This is a genomic window from Candidatus Hydrogenedentota bacterium (genome assembly GCA_013359265.1).
Classification (GTDB): Bacteria; Hydrogenedentota; Hydrogenedentia; order Hydrogenedentales; family SLHB01; genus JABWCD01.
Genome location: JABWCD010000038.1, coordinates 1 through 17,273, shown reverse-complemented (window position 1 = coordinate 17,273; position 17,273 = coordinate 1). Strand labels below are relative to the sequence as shown.

Annotated in this window: 16 protein-coding genes; 14 read left to right on the top strand and 2 right to left on the bottom strand. The window is 62.2% G+C overall.

The features are described from left to right. Window positions 1–34 precede the first annotated feature (34 nt). Window positions 35–1,402, top strand: coding sequence for a cytochrome P450 (locus HUU46_24060; protein ID NUM56715.1), 1,368 nt, complete (start codon window positions 35–37; stop codon window positions 1,400–1,402). Between the two features lie 16 nt (window positions 1,403–1,418). Here HUU46_24060 and HUU46_24055 read toward each other — a convergent pair whose 3' ends face one another. Then, window positions 1,419–3,011: an aldehyde dehydrogenase family protein gene (locus HUU46_24055; protein NUM56714.1), complete on the bottom strand. Its 1,593-nt coding sequence runs from the start codon at window positions 3,009–3,011 to the stop codon at window positions 1,419–1,421. A gap of 74 nt (window positions 3,012–3,085) precedes the next feature. Next, entirely contained in the window at window positions 3,086–3,760 is a 675-nt protein-coding gene (locus HUU46_24050) for a DUF1080 domain-containing protein (protein ID NUM56713.1), read from the bottom strand. A 458-nt stretch (window positions 3,761–4,218) separates the two neighbouring features. Between HUU46_24050 and HUU46_24045 the strand changes: the two genes are divergently transcribed. The 13 genes from HUU46_24045 to HUU46_23985 all read left to right on the top strand — a co-directional run bounded on the left by HUU46_24045 (window position 4,219) and on the right by HUU46_23985 (window position 17,197). Then, complete coding sequence (locus tag HUU46_24045; protein NUM56712.1) at window positions 4,219–4,725, top strand: translation initiation factor IF-3; 507 nt, start codon at window positions 4,219–4,221, stop codon at window positions 4,723–4,725. Between the two features lie 136 nt (window positions 4,726–4,861). Next, window positions 4,862–5,059: a 50S ribosomal protein L35 gene (gene rpmI / locus HUU46_24040; protein NUM56711.1), complete on the top strand. Its 198-nt coding sequence runs from the start codon at window positions 4,862–4,864 to the stop codon at window positions 5,057–5,059. An 89-nt stretch (window positions 5,060–5,148) separates the two neighbouring features. Beyond that, window positions 5,149–5,511: a 50S ribosomal protein L20 gene (gene rplT / locus HUU46_24035; protein NUM56710.1), complete on the top strand. Its 363-nt coding sequence runs from the start codon at window positions 5,149–5,151 to the stop codon at window positions 5,509–5,511. Window positions 5,512–5,513: 2 nt separating this feature from the next. After that, on the top strand, window positions 5,514–6,242 hold the full coding sequence (hisA, locus tag HUU46_24030; GenBank protein NUM56709.1) for a 1-(5-phosphoribosyl)-5-[(5-phosphoribosylamino)methylideneamino]imidazole-4-carboxamide isomerase: 729 nt from the start codon (window positions 5,514–5,516) through the stop codon (window positions 6,240–6,242). Next, a complete protein-coding gene (locus tag HUU46_24025; GenBank protein NUM56708.1) occupies window positions 6,239–7,096 on the top strand; it encodes a prephenate dehydrogenase/arogenate dehydrogenase family protein in 858 nt (285 codons plus the stop codon). Before hisA ends, HUU46_24025 begins: the two co-directional genes overlap by 4 nt. Continuing rightward, complete coding sequence (locus tag HUU46_24020) at window positions 7,093–7,713, top strand: dTMP kinase (GenBank protein NUM56707.1); 621 nt, start codon at window positions 7,093–7,095, stop codon at window positions 7,711–7,713. Before HUU46_24025 ends, HUU46_24020 begins: the two co-directional genes overlap by 4 nt. Beyond that, on the top strand, window positions 7,710–8,798 hold the full coding sequence (gene holB / locus HUU46_24015; GenBank protein NUM56706.1) for a DNA polymerase III subunit delta': 1,089 nt from the start codon (window positions 7,710–7,712) through the stop codon (window positions 8,796–8,798). The genes HUU46_24020 and holB overlap by 4 nt, the downstream gene beginning before the upstream one ends. 84 nt (window positions 8,799–8,882) lie before the next feature. Beyond that, window positions 8,883–9,983, top strand: coding sequence for a stage 0 sporulation protein (locus tag HUU46_24010; GenBank protein ID NUM56705.1), 1,101 nt, complete (start codon window positions 8,883–8,885; stop codon window positions 9,981–9,983). Further along, entirely contained in the window at window positions 9,983–10,756 is a 774-nt protein-coding gene (locus HUU46_24005) for a TatD family hydrolase (GenBank protein NUM56704.1), read from the top strand. The genes HUU46_24010 and HUU46_24005 overlap by 1 nt, the downstream gene beginning before the upstream one ends. Window positions 10,757–10,759: 3 nt before the next feature. After that, window positions 10,760–12,469, top strand: a complete 1,710-nt coding sequence (gene pabB, locus HUU46_24000) for an aminodeoxychorismate synthase component I (protein NUM56703.1) — start codon at window positions 10,760–10,762, stop codon at window positions 12,467–12,469. A 41-nt stretch (window positions 12,470–12,510) separates the two neighbouring features. Beyond that, a complete protein-coding gene (gene uvrC / locus HUU46_23995) occupies window positions 12,511–14,415 on the top strand; it encodes an excinuclease ABC subunit UvrC (GenBank protein NUM56702.1) in 1,905 nt (634 codons plus the stop codon). 5 nt (window positions 14,416–14,420) lie between these two features. Next, the gene (locus tag HUU46_23990; GenBank protein NUM56701.1) at window positions 14,421–15,617 is read left to right on the top strand and encodes an alpha/beta hydrolase; all 1,197 of its coding nucleotides are present in this window, start codon (window positions 14,421–14,423) and stop codon (window positions 15,615–15,617) included. 14 nt (window positions 15,618–15,631) lie between these two features. After that, window positions 15,632–17,197, top strand: a complete 1,566-nt coding sequence (locus HUU46_23985) for a hypothetical protein (protein ID NUM56700.1) — start codon at window positions 15,632–15,634, stop codon at window positions 17,195–17,197. The last annotated feature ends 76 nt before the right edge of the window (window positions 17,198–17,273 follow it).

Genomic DNA, 17,273 nt, shown 5'->3' with positions numbered 1-17,273 from the left:
GGTAATCGGAGTCGTTTGGTGCGCGAAGGATGAAATGGATACAGGGAACGATTTGACGATTCCCGCGGATGTGCCCGTTTCGACGCGGGAGACGGGATTGCCCGCTGGGTTGCGATTTGGTTTGGTGCAAGGGTGGAATTTCATTTTCCGCCCGAAGCGCAGTTATGCATGGATGCGGCGTACGTATGGCGATGTCGTCACGATCTACGGTACGCCGTCCGGCGATGTTGTCTTGGCGCTGACCGCGGAAGGCGCGCGAGAGGTACTCAGCGCCGATCCGGACGGATATGGCGCTGCACACAAAGATGCCTTTGCCGGGTTGGCCGGCGCCGGGTCGCTTTTGATTTTGGAAGGCGCGCTGCATCGCGCCGAACGCAAACTGCTCATGCCCGCGTTTCACGTTCAAAACATGCGCGACATTGGCCACGTGATCCGCGACATTGTAATCACGCACACGGACCGGTTGAGGCCGGGCGATCGAATCAAGGCGCTTGACCTAATGATGGACATTTCGCGCGACGTCATTCTTCGTGTCGTGTTCGGCGTCGAGGACGGCCCTCTTCTCGATGAGGGGCGCGTGGCGGTCGCAAAGGTGTTGCACGGCGTCGGGCCGCTTATCACGTTCGTTCCCGCGGTCCAGGCGTGGTGGTTTCCGCCGTGGCGCAAGTTTATGCGCGCCAAGTGCGCCTTCTCGGCGTTTCTCAAGCGATGCATGGCAGAGCGCGCCGGCGCCGACGAGGAGGCGTGCGACGTTCTCAGTCTGCTGAACGCGGCGCGTCGTGACGACGGAACGCGGTTGAGCCACGAGGAGATCCTTGGCGAAATCGGAACCATTGTGCTGGCGGGACACAAGAACATGGCGTTCGCGTTATCGTGGGCGCTTTATGAGCTTGCGCGGCATCCAGCGGCCAAGCAGCGTTTGCGCGATGAGTTGGTTGCGCTCGGGGCCGACCCCGATCCGAATCTTATTGCGAGGCAACCGTATGTCAGCGCGGTGTGCGACGAAGCGTTGCGTCTGCACCCTATCCACACCGAAATCGGGCGCGTGTGCCGTGCACCGACGAAACTGTTGGGTTGCACAATCCCGACGGGAACGGTTGTGGGTGTTGGTATTTGTGCCATTCACCAAGACCCGGCCATCTATCCCGAACCGGACACGTTCGCGCCCGATCGGTTCATCGAACGATCGTATAGTCCTTTCGAGTTTCTGCCTTTCGGAGGCGGACACCGGCGTTGCATCGGCGCGGCTTTTTCCGATTACCAGATGCGCGTTTCGCTGGCAACCATCGTCATGCGATGGGAACTCGAATCTCTGGGCGAGGAGCGCGAATCGCGTCAGAATCTCGGGATGGGCCCGAAGCGCGGCGTGCCGATGCGGGTGACGGGCCGTCGGCCAACGTAACGCGCGCCGCGGACGGCTACTGCGAATCGCGGAATCGGTCGGAAGGGCCTCGCTGCCGCGTCCCCAGCACCTGTCCGGCGAGGTGTCGTGCAGCGCCGAATTTGTCTCGCAGCGATCGCGCGTGGAACAGCTTGATTAACGCCTCGAACGAATCGGGATCGAAAAACCAATGCGTTCCCAAGGTGTCGAAGTGCGGGCGAAAACTGCCGCTGACGGCGCTCACCACTTGGGGCACGGTCATTTCGAGCAGGCCCTCGACGCCCTTCGTGCGGCCCCAACCACTGGCGCCGCTGCCGCCAAACGACGTCGCGGGGTGCGCCATCGGGATGATCACGTCGTTGACGTGGACAACGCCGCAGCGCAGCCGTGTTGCCACGGTGCGCGCGCGAGCGACATCGGCGGTAAAGACGCTGGCTGCCAGGCTGTACGAACACTCCGCGTCCCACGCGAGGGCCTGTTCGACGGTGTCGTAGGGGACGACCGTGAGTAATGGCACGAAGTACGCTTCGCGGCAGGCCAACGTGTCCGGCGCCGGCTGAACGAGCGCCGCGGGTTGCACGTGGCCGTCCGCCGGTTCGACTCCCTCGCGGCGAATGAGCCGGGCGCCGTGTCCAAGCGCGTCGGCAATCAATCGATCGGCGAGTTTAACCTGCGCGGACAAGATGAGCGGAACCGGCGCGGCGCATTCGACCAAGGGCACGAGCGCGTCGAGAAACGGCTCCAGCAGAGAACGCGGCACAAAGGCGCGGCGCGTGCCGACACAGGCTTGTCCGGCGTTGGCCGTCGCGCCGAACCATGCGCCACGCGCGGCCAGCGGTACATTGCCGTCTTCGAGCAGGAGCAGCAGATCGCACCCAGACAATTCGAGGGTGGAGGTGACCAAGCGGCGCCCCAGCGTGCTCGCGAGCACGCGTCCCGTGGTCGAACTGCCCGTGAACGCGACGTGATCGATGTCTGCCTCGGCGAGTTGGGGGCCCGCATCGCGGCTTGCGGGAAGCAGTTGGAATAGCCCGTCCGGAAAGCCGGCGCGCGCAATCAGGTCGGCAATCAGTTCGCCCGTGCGCGGCGCGACCTCCGACGGCTTAAACAGCACGGCGTTTCCGGCCGTGAGGGCATGCAAGATCGGCACGACGTTGATCGCCATAGGAAGGTTCCATGTGCCGATGACGGCGACCACGCCGCGGGGCCGTCGAAAAGTTACATCGCGCTGCCCCCAGAGCAGTATCGGCCGCGTGCGCAGCGGACTCTTGCGCGGGCGCAGAATGCGGCGCGCGTTCGCTTCGAGGAAACGGCATTCTTGCGCCAGCGGTAAGACCTCGGCAACGAGCGTTTCGTCGTATCGTTTTCCGACGTCGCCGGCAATCGTCTTGCAGATGCGCCGTGATGCGTCTACCAATTCGTGGCGGAACGCGCGCACGCGCCGCAGCCGCTCGTTTATGGGGACCTGCGCCCAGCGCTGTTGCGCGTGACGAGCGCGTTCGGTCTCCGCACTAAACGGCGCTTGCTGTTCCCCCGCATCGGCTTCGTGAAGAGCCGCAGGTTTGCCACGAAGTGGCGCCCCGTCTTCAGGGGCTGAAGAGGACGGGCGATCTGGCGCGACGTGATCCATTCAGGTTCCGTCTCTTGTGTGATATGCCCTGGTATCCACGGCCATGAAATCTACAGCCCACGGTTGAATTGATTCTACCCTTTGAGCGGCCGGATCTTGATGTTCTTGTACCAGCAGTCGCTGCCGTGGTCCTGCAAGCCGATGTAGCCCTTTTGCGGGTGGGTGTTAAACGGATGATCGAACTTGTGCGCCGATCCGTCGGGGCGCTTGTTGGGTTCGGTGAACTTAGAGAGGTCGCATTCGTTGACCTTCTCGCCGTTGAGCACGACCGTGATGACCGGGCCCTTGCACGTTATTTCGATGTGGTTCCATTCGCCGACGGGCTTCATGGCGTTCTTGGCAGGTTTGGACAGATCGTAGATCGCGCCGGTGTCAACGTAGCCCGCTTCCGTCGTGTCGTCGATAGCGATCTCGACGCCGTTCCAGCCGACATCTTTGCCGGGCAGCGGAGTCAACGGAAAGGTACGGACGAAGATGCCGGAGTTGCATTTCGGGCTGATCTTGAAATCGCACGCGAGGACGAAATCGCCCAGCGGTTCCTTATAGGTCATCATGTAGCCGCCGCAACCGTGCGGGTTGATGCAGCCGTCCTGGATGGGCGTCTTGCTCTGCGCGCCTTCGGGCGTCGTCCAGCCGTCGAGGGTCTTGCCGTCGAAGAGGAGAACCCAGCCGTCGCTTTTCTCCTGATCCGTGAGGGTGTTATCCGGCGCGGCGAAGCAGGCGGCGTGGAGCACGAGTAATGTGAGCATGACAACAAGCTCCCGATGATGGGCCAAATGATAGCGCGAATCCGTGTGAAGGTGTGAAATTACGAACGTTTCGCCGGAAGCCGGCTGTCGGGTTCCGCAGATCGGGTCTATTGCGTTTGTCATCAGCGAATCGAAAGCCCCCGTGCGCGGGCATGATTCGTCTTCCATTCCCGACGCCCGATTCCCGAAACCCGAGGTTTGACACCTGCCCGTCCCCTCGGGTAGACTTCGGCCTGTTGTAAGTCAAGTAGAAGCGCCTGCTTCTCACCTTGCCGCGGCCCGATTGGGTCTGGGCGCAGGGTCAAAATCGCGAGATACTGGTATGTTCGCGGCAGAAGGCGGGCGCTTTCTGCCGCGACTTTTTTGTGCCTGTGCGCGGGCCGTGGCGCGTACGGGCGGGCACAAGGCCCCACGGTCAATAGGAGGTCCTGGTTATCGCCAAGCCTGTGGATTTGCGCATCCGGGTGAATGAACAGATCATCGCCCGCCAGGTGCGCGTTATCGACGAACAAGGAAACCAGTTAGGGATCATGTCTCCGCCGGATGCGTTACGTGACGCGTACGAGCGGGGGTTGGACTTGGTGGAAGTAGCGCCGAATGCGTCGCCGACGGTGTGCCGCATCATGGACTACGGGAAGTACAAGTACCAACAGAGCAAGCGCATGAAAGAATCGCGCAAGCACCAGACGGTGATTCACGTAAAAGAGGTCAAGTATCGCCCGAAGATCGACGATCACGACTTCGATTACAAGACGAACCACGTCCGGGAGTTCTTGCAGGAAGGCAACAAGGTCAAGGTGACGATTACGTTCCGCGGGCGCGAGATGGCGCACCCGGAGTTCGGCCAGCAGATCTTGCAGCGCGTGCTCGACTCCACCAAGGACTTGTGCCAGGAGCAGCATGACGCAAGCAAGGTGCGGCTGGAAGGCCGCCAGATGGTCGTAGTGTTGTCGCCGACGAAGTAGTCACAGGCGTCGGCTTGTATTCGGGAGACGGATTCGGTCCGCGTTGGGACAAGGCGGTCGAGGGGTCTTTTTTCCGTTGCCGGAGCGGGACCCCGCGATGCGATTGCGCCGGGGCCATTATCGATAGGAGAGTGCTATGCCAAAGATGAAGACAAATAGAGCCACGGCGAAACGCCTGAAGCGGACCGCGTCGGGCAAGTTCAAGCGGAACAGCGCTTTTGTACGGCACAAGCTCACGCACAAGAGTCAGAAGCGGAAGCGTTCGTTGCGCAAGGCGACGCTCACGAGCGACGCGGAGAAGCAGCGGCTCAAGATTCTGCTGCCGTACGGGTAGTCGTCTCGGCGCGGCCCCGTTGCGGGCACCGCTCCACCCTGAACTGAGGCCAGTACCGCTTCGGCGGATAGCGATAAGGAATTCATGTCATGCCAAGAGCAACCAATTCACCGGCGTCACGCGACCGCCGCAAGAAGATATTGAAGCGCGCCAAGGGCTACCGCGGCGCACACAGCAAACTCCTCAAGACCGCGAAGCAGCAGGTCGACCACTCGGGCGTCTATGCGTTCCGCGACCGGCGCGTGCGCAAGCGCGAGTTCCGCCAGTTGTGGATTGCGCGCATCAACGCGGCGGCGCGGGCGGCGGGCATACCGTACAGCCGGTTCATGCAGGGCCTCAAGCTGGCGAACATCGACGTGAACCGCAAGATGCTCGCGGAAATCGCCGCGACGGACGAGGCGAGCTTCGCCAAGATCGTCGAACTCGTCAAAGCCAAACTCGCAGCGGCCTAGCGATGCGCATCGTCCCCGCGGTGGACATTCGGGGCGGGCTGTGCGTGAACCTGGTTCAGGGCGACTACGCCCAGGAGACGGTGTTCTCGAAGGACCCCGTTGACCAGGCGGCGCAGTGGCGCGACGGTGGCGCGGAAATCGTCCACGTCGTCGATCTCGACGGCGCGAAGGCGGGACACGTGTGCATCGCGGACGCGTTGCGCGCGATGTCGTTGGCCGGGATTCGCACCGAGGTGGGCGGCGGCATCCGCACCATGCGCGATCTCGAAACCGTATTCGGAGCTGGAACGGACCGCGCCATCTTGGGCACGGCCGCGCACAAGGACCCCGCATTTCTACGCGACGCCGTAGCCGCGTTCCCGGGTAAGATAGCCGTCGGCATCGACGCGCGTGCGGGGAAAGTCTCGTTGAATGCCTGGCTCGAAGACACTGGCACGGACGCCGTCGAGTTCGCCAAACAAGTCGAAGACGCCGGCGCGTCGCGCATCATCTATACTGATATCCTCAGCGACGGCATGATGAAGGGGCCAAACGTCGACGCGACGCGGGCCGTCGCGCGCGCCGTAGGAATTCCGGTGACGGTGTCCGGCGGGATGTCGTCGCTTGACGATGTTCGGCGCGTTTGCGCGGCGGAACGAGACGGCGTCGACGAGGTAATCGTCGGCCGCGCCCTGTACCTGGGCGCGTTCACGTTGCAGGAGGCGATCGCGGTCGCGCGGGAGCAGGGATGAATCCACGGTTTGGCACGGTCACGATCGTTGGTGTCGGGTTGCTGGGCGGATCGCTTGGCCTCGCGCTCAAGGATCGCGGCCTGGCCAAGTTGGTGCGCGGTGTTGGGCGCCGGCAGGAAGTACTTGAAACGGCGCGTGCGATGCGCGCGATCGACGAAGGGACGCTTGACTTGGCCGGGGCGATGAAGGGCGCGGACCTTGTCGTGCTCTGCACGCCCGCCGCGCTCGTGCCGCAGCAACTCGATGTCGTTCGCACGCGCATCGCCCCGCACGTGGTGGTCACGGACGTGGCGAGCACCAAGGCCGAAATCTGTGCGCACATTCGAACCAATTGGTCCGAACCGTATCGGTTCGTCGGAAGCCATCCCATGGCCGGTTCCGAGAAGTACGGCCCTGAACATTCCACGCCGCATCTCTACGACGGCTGCGTCACCATTGTCGAGCCAAAAGACAACCACGCGGACGATGCGCACGAACTGGTCTGCGCCCTGTGGCGTTCGGTCGGATCGCGCGTCGTGGAGATTCCGCCCCAACTTCACGACGACGTTGTCGCGCGCACCAGCCATATACCGCATATTATTGCCGCGCTCGTGGCGGAGTTGGCCGCCGGCGGCGGCGACGTGAAAGACCTCGTCGGGAAAGGGTTCCGCGACGTGACGCGGATCGCCGAAGGCCGCGCGGAAATCTGGCGCGACATCTGCCTCACCAACCGCGACGCCATCGTCGCGGGGTTACGCGAATTCGGCGAAGATGTTGAAGCGATTTGCGGCATCATCGAGCAGGGAAATGCGGACGAACTCGATGCGTTCTTTCAGTCCGCGCAGGCGGCGCGGCGCAAGGCGTTGGGCGAATGAGCGGGTTATTCATCACGTTCGAGGGCATCGAAGGCTGCGGCAAGTCAACGCAGGTCGCGTTGTTGCGCGGGCGCATCGAGGCGGAGGGGCGCAAGGTCGTCGTGACGCGCGAACCCGGCGGCACGGTGACCGGCGAGCGGATTCGCGAAATCGTGCTCGATCCCGCGAACAAAGACATCAAGCCCGTGACGGAACTGCTGCTCTATTCGACAGCGCGGGCGCAGCATGTGGACGAACTGATCCGTCCTGCGCTGAACGCGGGAACGATCGTTATTTGCGACCGGTTTGCGGATTCGACGACGGCGTATCAGGGCGCGGGGCGGGCCATCGAGCGCGGGATTATCCGTGCTGCGCACGAGATTGCCACCAGGGAAACGTGGCCGGACCTGACAATATTGCTCGATCTTCCCGCGGAAATCGGGCTGGAACGCGCGGGCGCCGCGCGTGAACTCGATCGCATCGAGTCGGAACCGCTGGCGTTTCACCGCGCCGTGCGCAACGAGTTTCTGCGCATTGCCGAGCACGACCCCCTCCGCGTCCGTACCGTCGATGCGACCCGCACAGTGGAAGAGTTGTCGGACATCATTTGGCGGATCGTGGAGCCGCACTTGCCATGAGTTTCGCGGACATTCGCGATCAGGAAATTGCGCTGCGGCTATTGCGCAATTTCATCGAGCACGAGCGCATACCGAATGGCCTGCTCTTTTGGGGGCCTGGCGGCGTGGGAAAACAATTGGCCGCGATCGAGTTCGCCAAAGCGCTGAACTGCAGGGAAGCGAAAATCGACGCGTGCGGCCAGTGTATTTCCTGCCGCAAGATCGCGCACGGCAACCATCCCGATATTCGCGTGCTCGCGCCGAAGGACAAGTCGCGCATGATCAAGCGCGAAGAAATCGACGAGGTCAACGAGTTTGCGTCTCTGCGCCCGTTCGAGTCGCAGTGGCGCATTTTTGTCATGCTCGATGCCGAGCGCATGAACCCGTCCGCTCAGAACCACTTTTTGAAAACCCTGGAAGAACCGCCGGGCCGGTCGTTGTTTATCTTGATCAGCGAACATCCTCGGATGCTGCTGCCGACGATTCGGTCCCGCTGCCAGGCGGTACGGTTTCGGCAACTCCGCCGCGAGACCGTTTCCGAGCTACTCCGCCGCGATCGCGACTTGCCGACAGACCTCGCGGACAGTATCGCCGAGATCGCCGAAGGGCAGATGTCGCGCGCGTTGGATTTGGTCGATTCGGAGAAGCGAAAGGTCGCGTTTTCGCTGGTCGAGCGTTTGGCGTCGGGCGACGACCCGGTCGTGATGGCGGAGGAGTTTGCCGCGTTTCTCGAAGACCAGCGCAAACAAATCGAGGCCGCTGTGAAGGCCGAGGCGGCAAGCGACGCCATGGATGAGCAGAGCCGGGGCGACGCAGAGAGCGCGAAGGAAGAGCGGTTGGCGCTCATGGCGGCGACGGTCCGGCGGGACATTGTCGAGTACCTTTACCTCATGCAAACGTGGTACCGTGATGTGTTGGTGGCCGACGCCACGGGCGGCACGGGCCACGTATGGAATAAGGACAGCAAGGACGGTCTTGGCACGTCGCGCGGTGGGGACCCCGGTGCGAAGATCGTGGCTATCGAACAGGCCCGGGTGAACCTGGATCGGTTCATTCCGGAAGAGCGCGTGTTCCGGGACCTTTTCTTCGCGCTTGCCGCTCGGTAGGCAACCGTCCGATCGGGTCTGGCCCTTCTGACGGGTCAGACCAATTGACGCGGGGCGAAGACCTCGCGAGGAGTATAGATAGGTATGCAAACGGTGAAAGTGCGCCTGCGCAAACCGACGCGGGTGTTCACATTCTTGTGCGAAGAAGATATCCCACTCGTCCGCAACGAGGACTGTATCGTTCGCACGGAGCGCGGGCTCGAGTATGGGACGTGCATCGTGCCGCCCGAGCCGATCCCGGACGCGGCGAAGAACCGGTACAAGATGAGCGTGGTGCGCAAGATTACGCACCAGGACGAGACGACGTTCCATCATATTCAGATGGAAGAGGAGCGCGCGCTCGAGACTTGCGCGATTCGCGTTCGGGAACGCAACCTTCCGATGAAGTTGGTGGACGCGGAGTACACGTTCGACCGGCACAAGATCATTTTCTACTTCACGGCGGAAGACCGCGTGGATTTCCGGCAGTTGGTGCGCGACCTGGCGCAGGACCTCAAGACACGAATCGAGTTGCGGCACATACAGGTTCGCGACGAGGCGAAGATTCTGGGCGGTATCGGCGTGTGCGGGCGCGAACTGTGCTGCTCGACGTGGCTGCGCGAATTCAAGCCGATCTCGATGAAGATGGCCAAGCGCCAAAACCTTTCGTTGAATCCATCCAAGATCAGTGGACAGTGCGGCCGGCTCTTGTGCTGTTTGAGCTACGAAAACGAACAGTATCAGGAATCGCGCGGACGCCGCGAGATTTCCGCGGTGGCCGGGCGCGACGTCGAGGCGCCGGAGGTGTATCAAGAGGCAATGGGCCGCGAGGGCGCGTTCGCCCACTCGACAATTCGCCACAAGCCCGCCGACTGGCAGGAACGCCTCGAAGAAATGGACGGTGCGGAAAGCATGGACGCGATTGCGGAGTTGGACGATCGCGAGGAAGAACATTCCGCGGTCGTTGATTTTCTGGATGAGGCGGATGCACCACCGACGGACACAGCGCAACCGGCGCCGCCGCGCGGTGACGATCGCCCGCGCGATCAGGCGCCGCATCCGCAACAGCACGGCGCGCCGCACCCGGGGCGCCCGGAAGGCCAGCAGCAGCGCGAAGGTGGGGGAGTTCGGCACGGCCGGCACCGCAGACGGCGCCGTGGCGGCCGCGGGCATGGCGGCGGCGGACCGAGGCCTCCACAATCCTAATGCGCCTTGTCGATACGCACTGCCACCTTCAGGACGCGAAATTCGACGACGACCGCGCAGCGGTGATGGCGCGCGCCCTGGACACGTTGGACGGGATCGTGCTGATTGGCGACACGGTGGAGTCCAGCCGCGCGGCGGTGGCGTTGACGCGCGAAAACGTCTACGCGGCGGTGGGTGTGCATCCGTATCATCCCGACGAGATTTCTGCCGAGACGTTATCGGCGTTAACGGAATTGGCCTCGAACCGGTACGTGGTCGCGATCGGCGAGATTGGGCTCGATTACTACAAGTACAACGAGGCCCCGGCGCCTCTGCAGCAAGCGGCCTTTCACGCGCAGTTGGAACTCGCCGCGGACCTGTCGTTGCCGGTGGCGATCCACAACCGCGACGCCGAGGCGGATACGCTCTCGATTCTCGCGGAACACGATGCGGAAATCCCCGGCGTCATCATGCATTGCTTTTCCGGCGACGCCGCGTTTGCCGAGCGGTGTTCGGGGCGGGGGTATTACGTTTCCTTTGCGGGCAACGTAACGTATCCGAAGGCGGGCGCGCTGCGCGAGGCGGCCGCGGTAGTGCCAATGGACCGATTGTTGCTCGAGACGGACAGCCCGTACCTAGCGCCGCAGCCGGTGCGCGGGCGTCGTTGCGAACCCGCGTTTGTGACGCACACGGCCGAAACGCTGGCCACGGTGAAGAACGTCGACGTGCAGGAACTGGTCGAGCGAACAACCGATAACGCAATGCGCGTGTTTCGGTTGGGCGCGCGCAGGTGACACATGGCGCTGGGTGAAATCGTATTCGCGTCCCGGTCGAAGGAGAAGGCGTTTCGCGATCCCGACACGATTGTCAGCGCGCAGACGATGGCGGAGGTGCTGCCCGCGCTCGAGCAGGTGCAGCATTTCGTCGACGACGGCAAGTGGGCCGCGGGGTTTGTCTCGTACGACGCGGCGCCCGCGTTCGATCCCGCATTCGAGTGCCACGCGCCGTCGGACGTGCCACTGGTGTGGTTCGGCATCTACGAGAAATCGACGAAGATCGACCCACGAACCGGATCGTACGTCGTCAGCGAATGGGAATCGGCTTTGACGCGCGACGATTACCGATCGCACATCAAGCAGATTCTCGACTACATTTCGGCGGGCGACACGTACCAGGTCAACTACACGTTTCCGTTGCACGCGACGTTCAGCGGCGACGCCTTCTGCTGGTTCCGCGATCTGCGCGCCGCGCAACAGGCGGACTATTGCGCGTACGTCGACACGGGGCGATTCAAGATCATCTGCGTGTCGCCCGAACAGTTTTTCACGCTGAAAGACGGCGTGTTGCGCACGCGGCCGATGAAAGGCACGCGGCCGCGCGGACGTTGGCTCGAAGAAGACGAACATCTCGCCGAAGAGTTGCTGCTGTCGGAAAAAGACCGCGCCGAAAATGTGATGATCGTGGACTTGTTGCGCAACGACATGGGCCGGATCAGCGATACGGGATCGGTACACGTCGAGCAACTGTTCGCGGTGGAACGCTATCCGACCGTGTGGCAGATGACGTCGCGTATCGCGTCGCGAACGCGCGCGCGGATGCCGGAGATCATGCGCGCGCTGTTTCCTTCGGGTTCGGTGACCGGCGCGCCGAAGGTGCGCACGATGCAGTTGCTCGCGGAGTTCGAGCAGTACCCGCGCGGCGTGTATTGCGGTGCGATCGGATGGATATCGCCGGCGGGCAACGCCGCATTCAACGTGGCGATTCGTTGCGCGACGATCGACGGCCGGTCGGGCGTGGCGGAGTATCCGGTCGGCAGCGGCATCACGTGGGACTCGAACCCGGAAAGCGAATTCCTCGAATGTCTCAGCAAGGCCGCGGTTTTGACTACCGACGTGGCGGCATTCGATTTGTTCGAGACGGTACTTTTTCACAATCGATTCTTTCTGGCGGAGGAGCATATCGCCCGGCTTCTGCGAAGCGCGCGCTACTTCGGCATTCGTGTCGAGGCCGCAAACGTGCGGGAGGCGCTTGCCGCAACGGTCCAGAACGGGACTTCAGCGCCTATGCGGATTCGCGTGTTGGTGAACCCGGCGGGGCAGGTGCGCGTCGAGTCGCAAGCCGCGGACAAACCCGCGTCGATGCGCGTTGGTCTCGCGCGAAAGTACGTTCAATCCACCGACATTCATCTGTTTCACAAGACCACGCACCGCGCCGTGTACGACCAAGCGCGCGCCACTCGGCCGGATTGCGACGACGTGATTCTCTGGAACGAGCGCGGCGAATTGACCGAATCGACCATTGCGAATATCGTGCTCGAGTTAGACGGAAAATTTGTGACGCCGCCGGTGTCGTGCGGTTTGCTTGCGGGGACGTTTCGCGAGCACCTGCTGCGAAATCACGTGATTCATGAGCGCGTGCTGGAGAAGGCGGACCTGCGCCGCGCCAAGGGTATTTATCTCATCAATTCCGTACGCAGGTGGGTGCCGGCGACACTGGTCGATCGTTAAGTTCACGGTTCTTTAGGGGCGCAATTTGCTATCATTTTTGCATGAGTTCCGCGCCCCACATTCAGTCGATCGATCGTATCGACCTTGCCACGGCGGAGCGGCGCACGCCGGAGCAATTTCGCGAATCGTTTGACCTCGCGGACGTGCCGTCGTTTCCGGGCTGTTACATCATGCGCGACGAGAAAGACCGCGTCATCTACGTGGGCAAGGCGAAGAACCTGCGCGCGCGGGTGCGGACCTACCTCTCCGAATGCGACGAACGGTACACCGTCAAATTCCTGATGAAGCGCGTGGCGCGCATCGACTTTCTCGTAACCACGAACGAAAAAGAGGCGCTGCTCCTCGAGAACAGCCTCATCAAGGAGCACCGACCGCGCTACAACGTGCAGTTGAAGGACGACAAGAGTTACGTGAGCGTGCGCGTGAACGTGCGGCACGAGTGGCCGCGCGTGACGGTGACGCGGAAGTTGCGCAAAGACGGATCGCGTTACTTCGGTCCGTACGCCAGCGCGGCGGCTGTGCGGCACACGATCAAACACCTGCAACGCATGTTTCCGCTGCGGTTGTGCAGCGACAGCGTGTTGCGCAGCCGCACTCGTCCGTGTCTCTACTATCAGATGAAACAATGTTCCGCGCCGTGCGTAAATCTTATCGACCCGTCAGCGTACCGCGAGATCGTCGAGCAGGTGCTGATGGTGCTCGAAGGGCGCAACGCGGAACTGGAAAGGCTACTGCTCGCGCGTATCGCCGAGCACGCGGAGAAAATGGAGTACGAGAAAGCAGCGCCGTTGCGCGACCGGCTTTACGACCTTCGCGAGACGCTCGAACGCCAACGCACCGTGCGGCCATTGCCCGGCGACGACCAGGACATCTGGGGATACTACGCCGAGGGCCGGTTCAGCGAATTGCAGGTGATCTATTTTCGCGCCGGCAAGATGACGGGAGGCCGGTCGTTCTCGTTCAACCAGCGCGAACTTCCGATCGACGAGTTACTCGGGTCGTTCTTGTTGCAGTACTACGCCGACGCGCCGGTAGTGCCCGCGGAGATTCTCGTGCCCGTCGAATTGGAGGACGCGGAGGCGCTCGCGGAAATTTTGGCGGACAAGCGCGAAGCAAAGGTGAGTGTCCACTGGCCGCAACGCGGCGAGAAGCGCGCGCTGATCGATCTCGCCGCGCGCAACGCGAAAAGCAGCTTCGACGAAAAGCGCCTGGCCGAACAGGTGAAGCGCGACACATTGACGCAGATCAAGTCCGTGCTCAAACTCGCGAAGGAGCCGAACCGCATCGAGTGCTTCGACGTTTCGACGATTCAGGGCGCGTCGCCGGTGGGGTCCATGGTGACGTTTGACGGCGGCGCGCCGAACAAGTCGCGGTACCGGCGATTTGCGATTAAGAATGTTGACGGACAGGACGATTTCGCGATGATGCGCGAGATGCTGCTGCGGCGATTCAAACGCGCGATCGAGGAACAGGAATTGCCCGACCTCGTGCTTATAGACGGCGGCAAGGGGCAGCTCAACGTCGCAGTAACCGTGTTCAAGGACCTCGGAATCGAAGACCTCGATGTCGCGGGGATCGCCAAATCGCGCGCGCTGGATTCCGGCGGGCATTCGCCGGAGCGCTTCTTCCTGCCCGGAATGAAAGACCCGATAATCGTAGCGCAGAATTCGGCGGTGGTGCGGCTCATCGCACAGATACGCGACGAAGCCCACCGGTTTGCGGTAACCTATCATCGGAAACGCCGCACGCAGTCCGCGTTGACGTCGCCGCTGGCGTCGATACCCGGCGTGGGGCCGAAGCGTGTGCGCGTGTTGCTGAATAGGATAGGATCGTTGGCGAAAGTGAGCGCGGCATCCGTTGAGGAGATCGCCGCGCTGCCGGGGTTCAGTTCCGCGCTGGCGGAAACCATCAAGAAGCACCTGGCGGCGTCGAACGGGGGAGCGTAGTACCGATGCTCGGCGTGTTGTTTGTGTTGGCGACGGGAGCGGTTTTCGTGCTGCTCCTCGCTTTTTCCTATTTCGTTCAATTGCAGATGCGGTATCCCGAGCCCGCGCACTCCGACGAGATTCACATCGTTTCGACCTCGGACGGGTGGAAGCTTCGGCTGCACCGGCGCAAACCGAAAGACGGCGGAGGCGAGCCCGTGTTTTTTATGCACAGCCTTTCGTCGAACCACCTCAACTTCGAGGTCCCCCACGGATACTCGCTCGTGGATTACCTTGTAAACGCGGGGTACGACTGCTGGACTTTCGATTCGCGCGCGTGCCGCGACGCCGTACCGCCGCGGCGGGGAATGCGGTTCACGTCGACGGTTGACGATTTGTTGCTGATGGACATCCCGCTCGCGCTGCGGCAGATTCGAGACGTGACCGGATACGCGCGCGTTCATTGGATTGGGCATTCGATGGGCGGGATGTTGTTCTATGCGTACGATCTGAAATTTGGCGGCGAGGGGCTCGCGTCGGCGACAACGCTGGGTTCGCCGCCGGGTTTCAAAGGGTTCAGGCTGAAGCCGCGTCCGGGTTTGATTGGGTTGAACCAGCGCGCACACACGCTGCTGTCGCTTGCGTTCCGCGGGCTGGCGCCGTTCTTCGATTTTTGGCGTCCGGAGTCGAGTCTTGTGCCGATCAACTGGGACAACATTCACCCGAAGCTGCGCGCGCCGCATTTGTTCCATGCCGCGGAAATGCCCCTGCCGGGGATCGGTGAACAAATGTACGGCTGGGCCATGGGGATGCCGTGGAAAATGTGCGGCGGCACGCTCGACATCGGCGGAAATCTGCATAAGTTGAAGACGCCGCTCTTCGCGATCTTCGCGGGGCTGGACCCGTTCATTTCGCAGTCGCGGGCAATCGAGTTCTTTAATGGCATCGAAAATCCCGACAAGGAGATGATTTACTTGTCGCGCGCAACCGGCGCGTCCGCAAACTACAATCACATCGATTTGGCATTCGCGCGCGAAGGGGAACGCGAGGTGTTTGCGCCGATTCTCGAGTGGTTGCGTGCGCACCCCGCGGACGGCACGGCGCACCGGACGAACCGGAGCGCCACCCGCGCAGCGCGGAGTGGGGCGCCGGGAACGCGCGCAAAATCGAAAGCGGGCGTCAAGGAAGTCGCGGCGAAGAAACGGCCAAAGCGCGCACGATAAGGGGGACGGGCACAATGAACACGTTGCGAATGAGCATACGGATTGGGGTGGCGTTGGCGGTCGCGGCGTGCGCCGCGCGCGCGGAAGACGAGTGGGTTCGGGCGTCGGCGAACGGCGAACGAAACCGGGTCTTCCTAAACGCGTGTTGGCGCTTTGTTCACGGATGGCTGCAGCACGCTGACCCGGCAACGGGTCTGATACCGCGAAACCTCAATAAGGACTCGTATTGGAACGCGAAGGACTCCGCCGCCGACAACTATCCATTCATGGTGTTGTCGTGTTTCTACACGGACCGCGCATTGTTCGAGGGACGCATGAAGGACATGCTGGCCGCGGAACAGAAGTTTGCGAACCGCGTGGGCGCGCTGCCCGACGACTACGACTTCACGACGAAGGCCTTTCGCACGCCGGAACCGAAGCTCGACGATTTGATTTTCGGCGCGAGCGAATATGCGAAAGACGGGCTCGTGCCGCTTACGGAATTGCTGGGTCCAAGCCCGTGGTCCGAACGCATGCTGCAGTTGCTCGACGATATTCTGAATAATGCGGCGTACGACACGGAAGTGGGGAAGCTGCCGTCGACGTCGCACGAGGTCTGTGGCGATCTTATGCAGGCGCTGTCGCGCATGTACTGGATGACGAAGAACGACGCCTATCGCGACGCGGCCTTTCGGCTGGCCGCATATTTTCTTGAACAGCATCCGCCCGAGCAGGCGGAGCAGTTGCGGCTTGACGATCACGGCTGTGAAGTGATCGGCGGGCTGAGCGAAGTCTATTTCATCGCCGCGCAAACGGACCCGGCGCGCCGCGAAACGTGGAAGCCGGCCATGCACCGGATGCTCGATCGGGTGCTCGATGTGGCGCGCGACGAGAATGGGTTGTTGTACAACCTGGTCAATCCCGTGACAGGCGAGATCAAGTCTGACGAGCGCACCGACAATTGGGGTTACAACTACAATGCGTTTCTCGTTGTCGCGAATCTCGACGGCGCCTCGCGGTATTGGAGCGCGGTCGAGCACGTGCTGAAGAGGCTGCCCGCGTCGAAAGACTATCCGTGGGAAGGCGCGCGGATGGACGGGTTTGCCGATTCGCTTGAAGGCGGCATGAACTTGATCAATCGAATTCCCGTGCCCGAGGCAATCGAATGGGCGGATTACACGGCAGACCGAATGCTTGCCACACAGCGCGATACGGGTGTTATCGAGGGATGGCACGGCGACGGGAATTTCGCGCGGACGGCGTTGATGTACGCGTTGTGGAAGAGCAGGGGGTGTTACGTGGAACCGTGGCGGGCGGACGTTCGCGTGGGCGCGGTGCGAGCGGACGATGGGACAACCTATGTTTCGGTCGAGTCCGATTGGCCCTGGACGGGGAAATTGCGGTTCGACGTGCCCCGGCACAGCGATCATTTGCACATTCCCTCGGATTATCCACGCCTGAACCAGTTTCCCGAGTGGCTGACAATTCGCAGCGGCCAATCATATATCGTGAATGGATCGGAGAGTGCGGGCGACACATTGCGCGCGGGACTCGATGCACATGCAAACAAGGAAGCGCCATTCCACGCAACAATCAAATGACGGGAAGCGTAACATGCATCTAACACGACGAGGCTTTCTAGCGGCGGCGTCGGCGGTGGGCGCGGCGGCGGTCGCG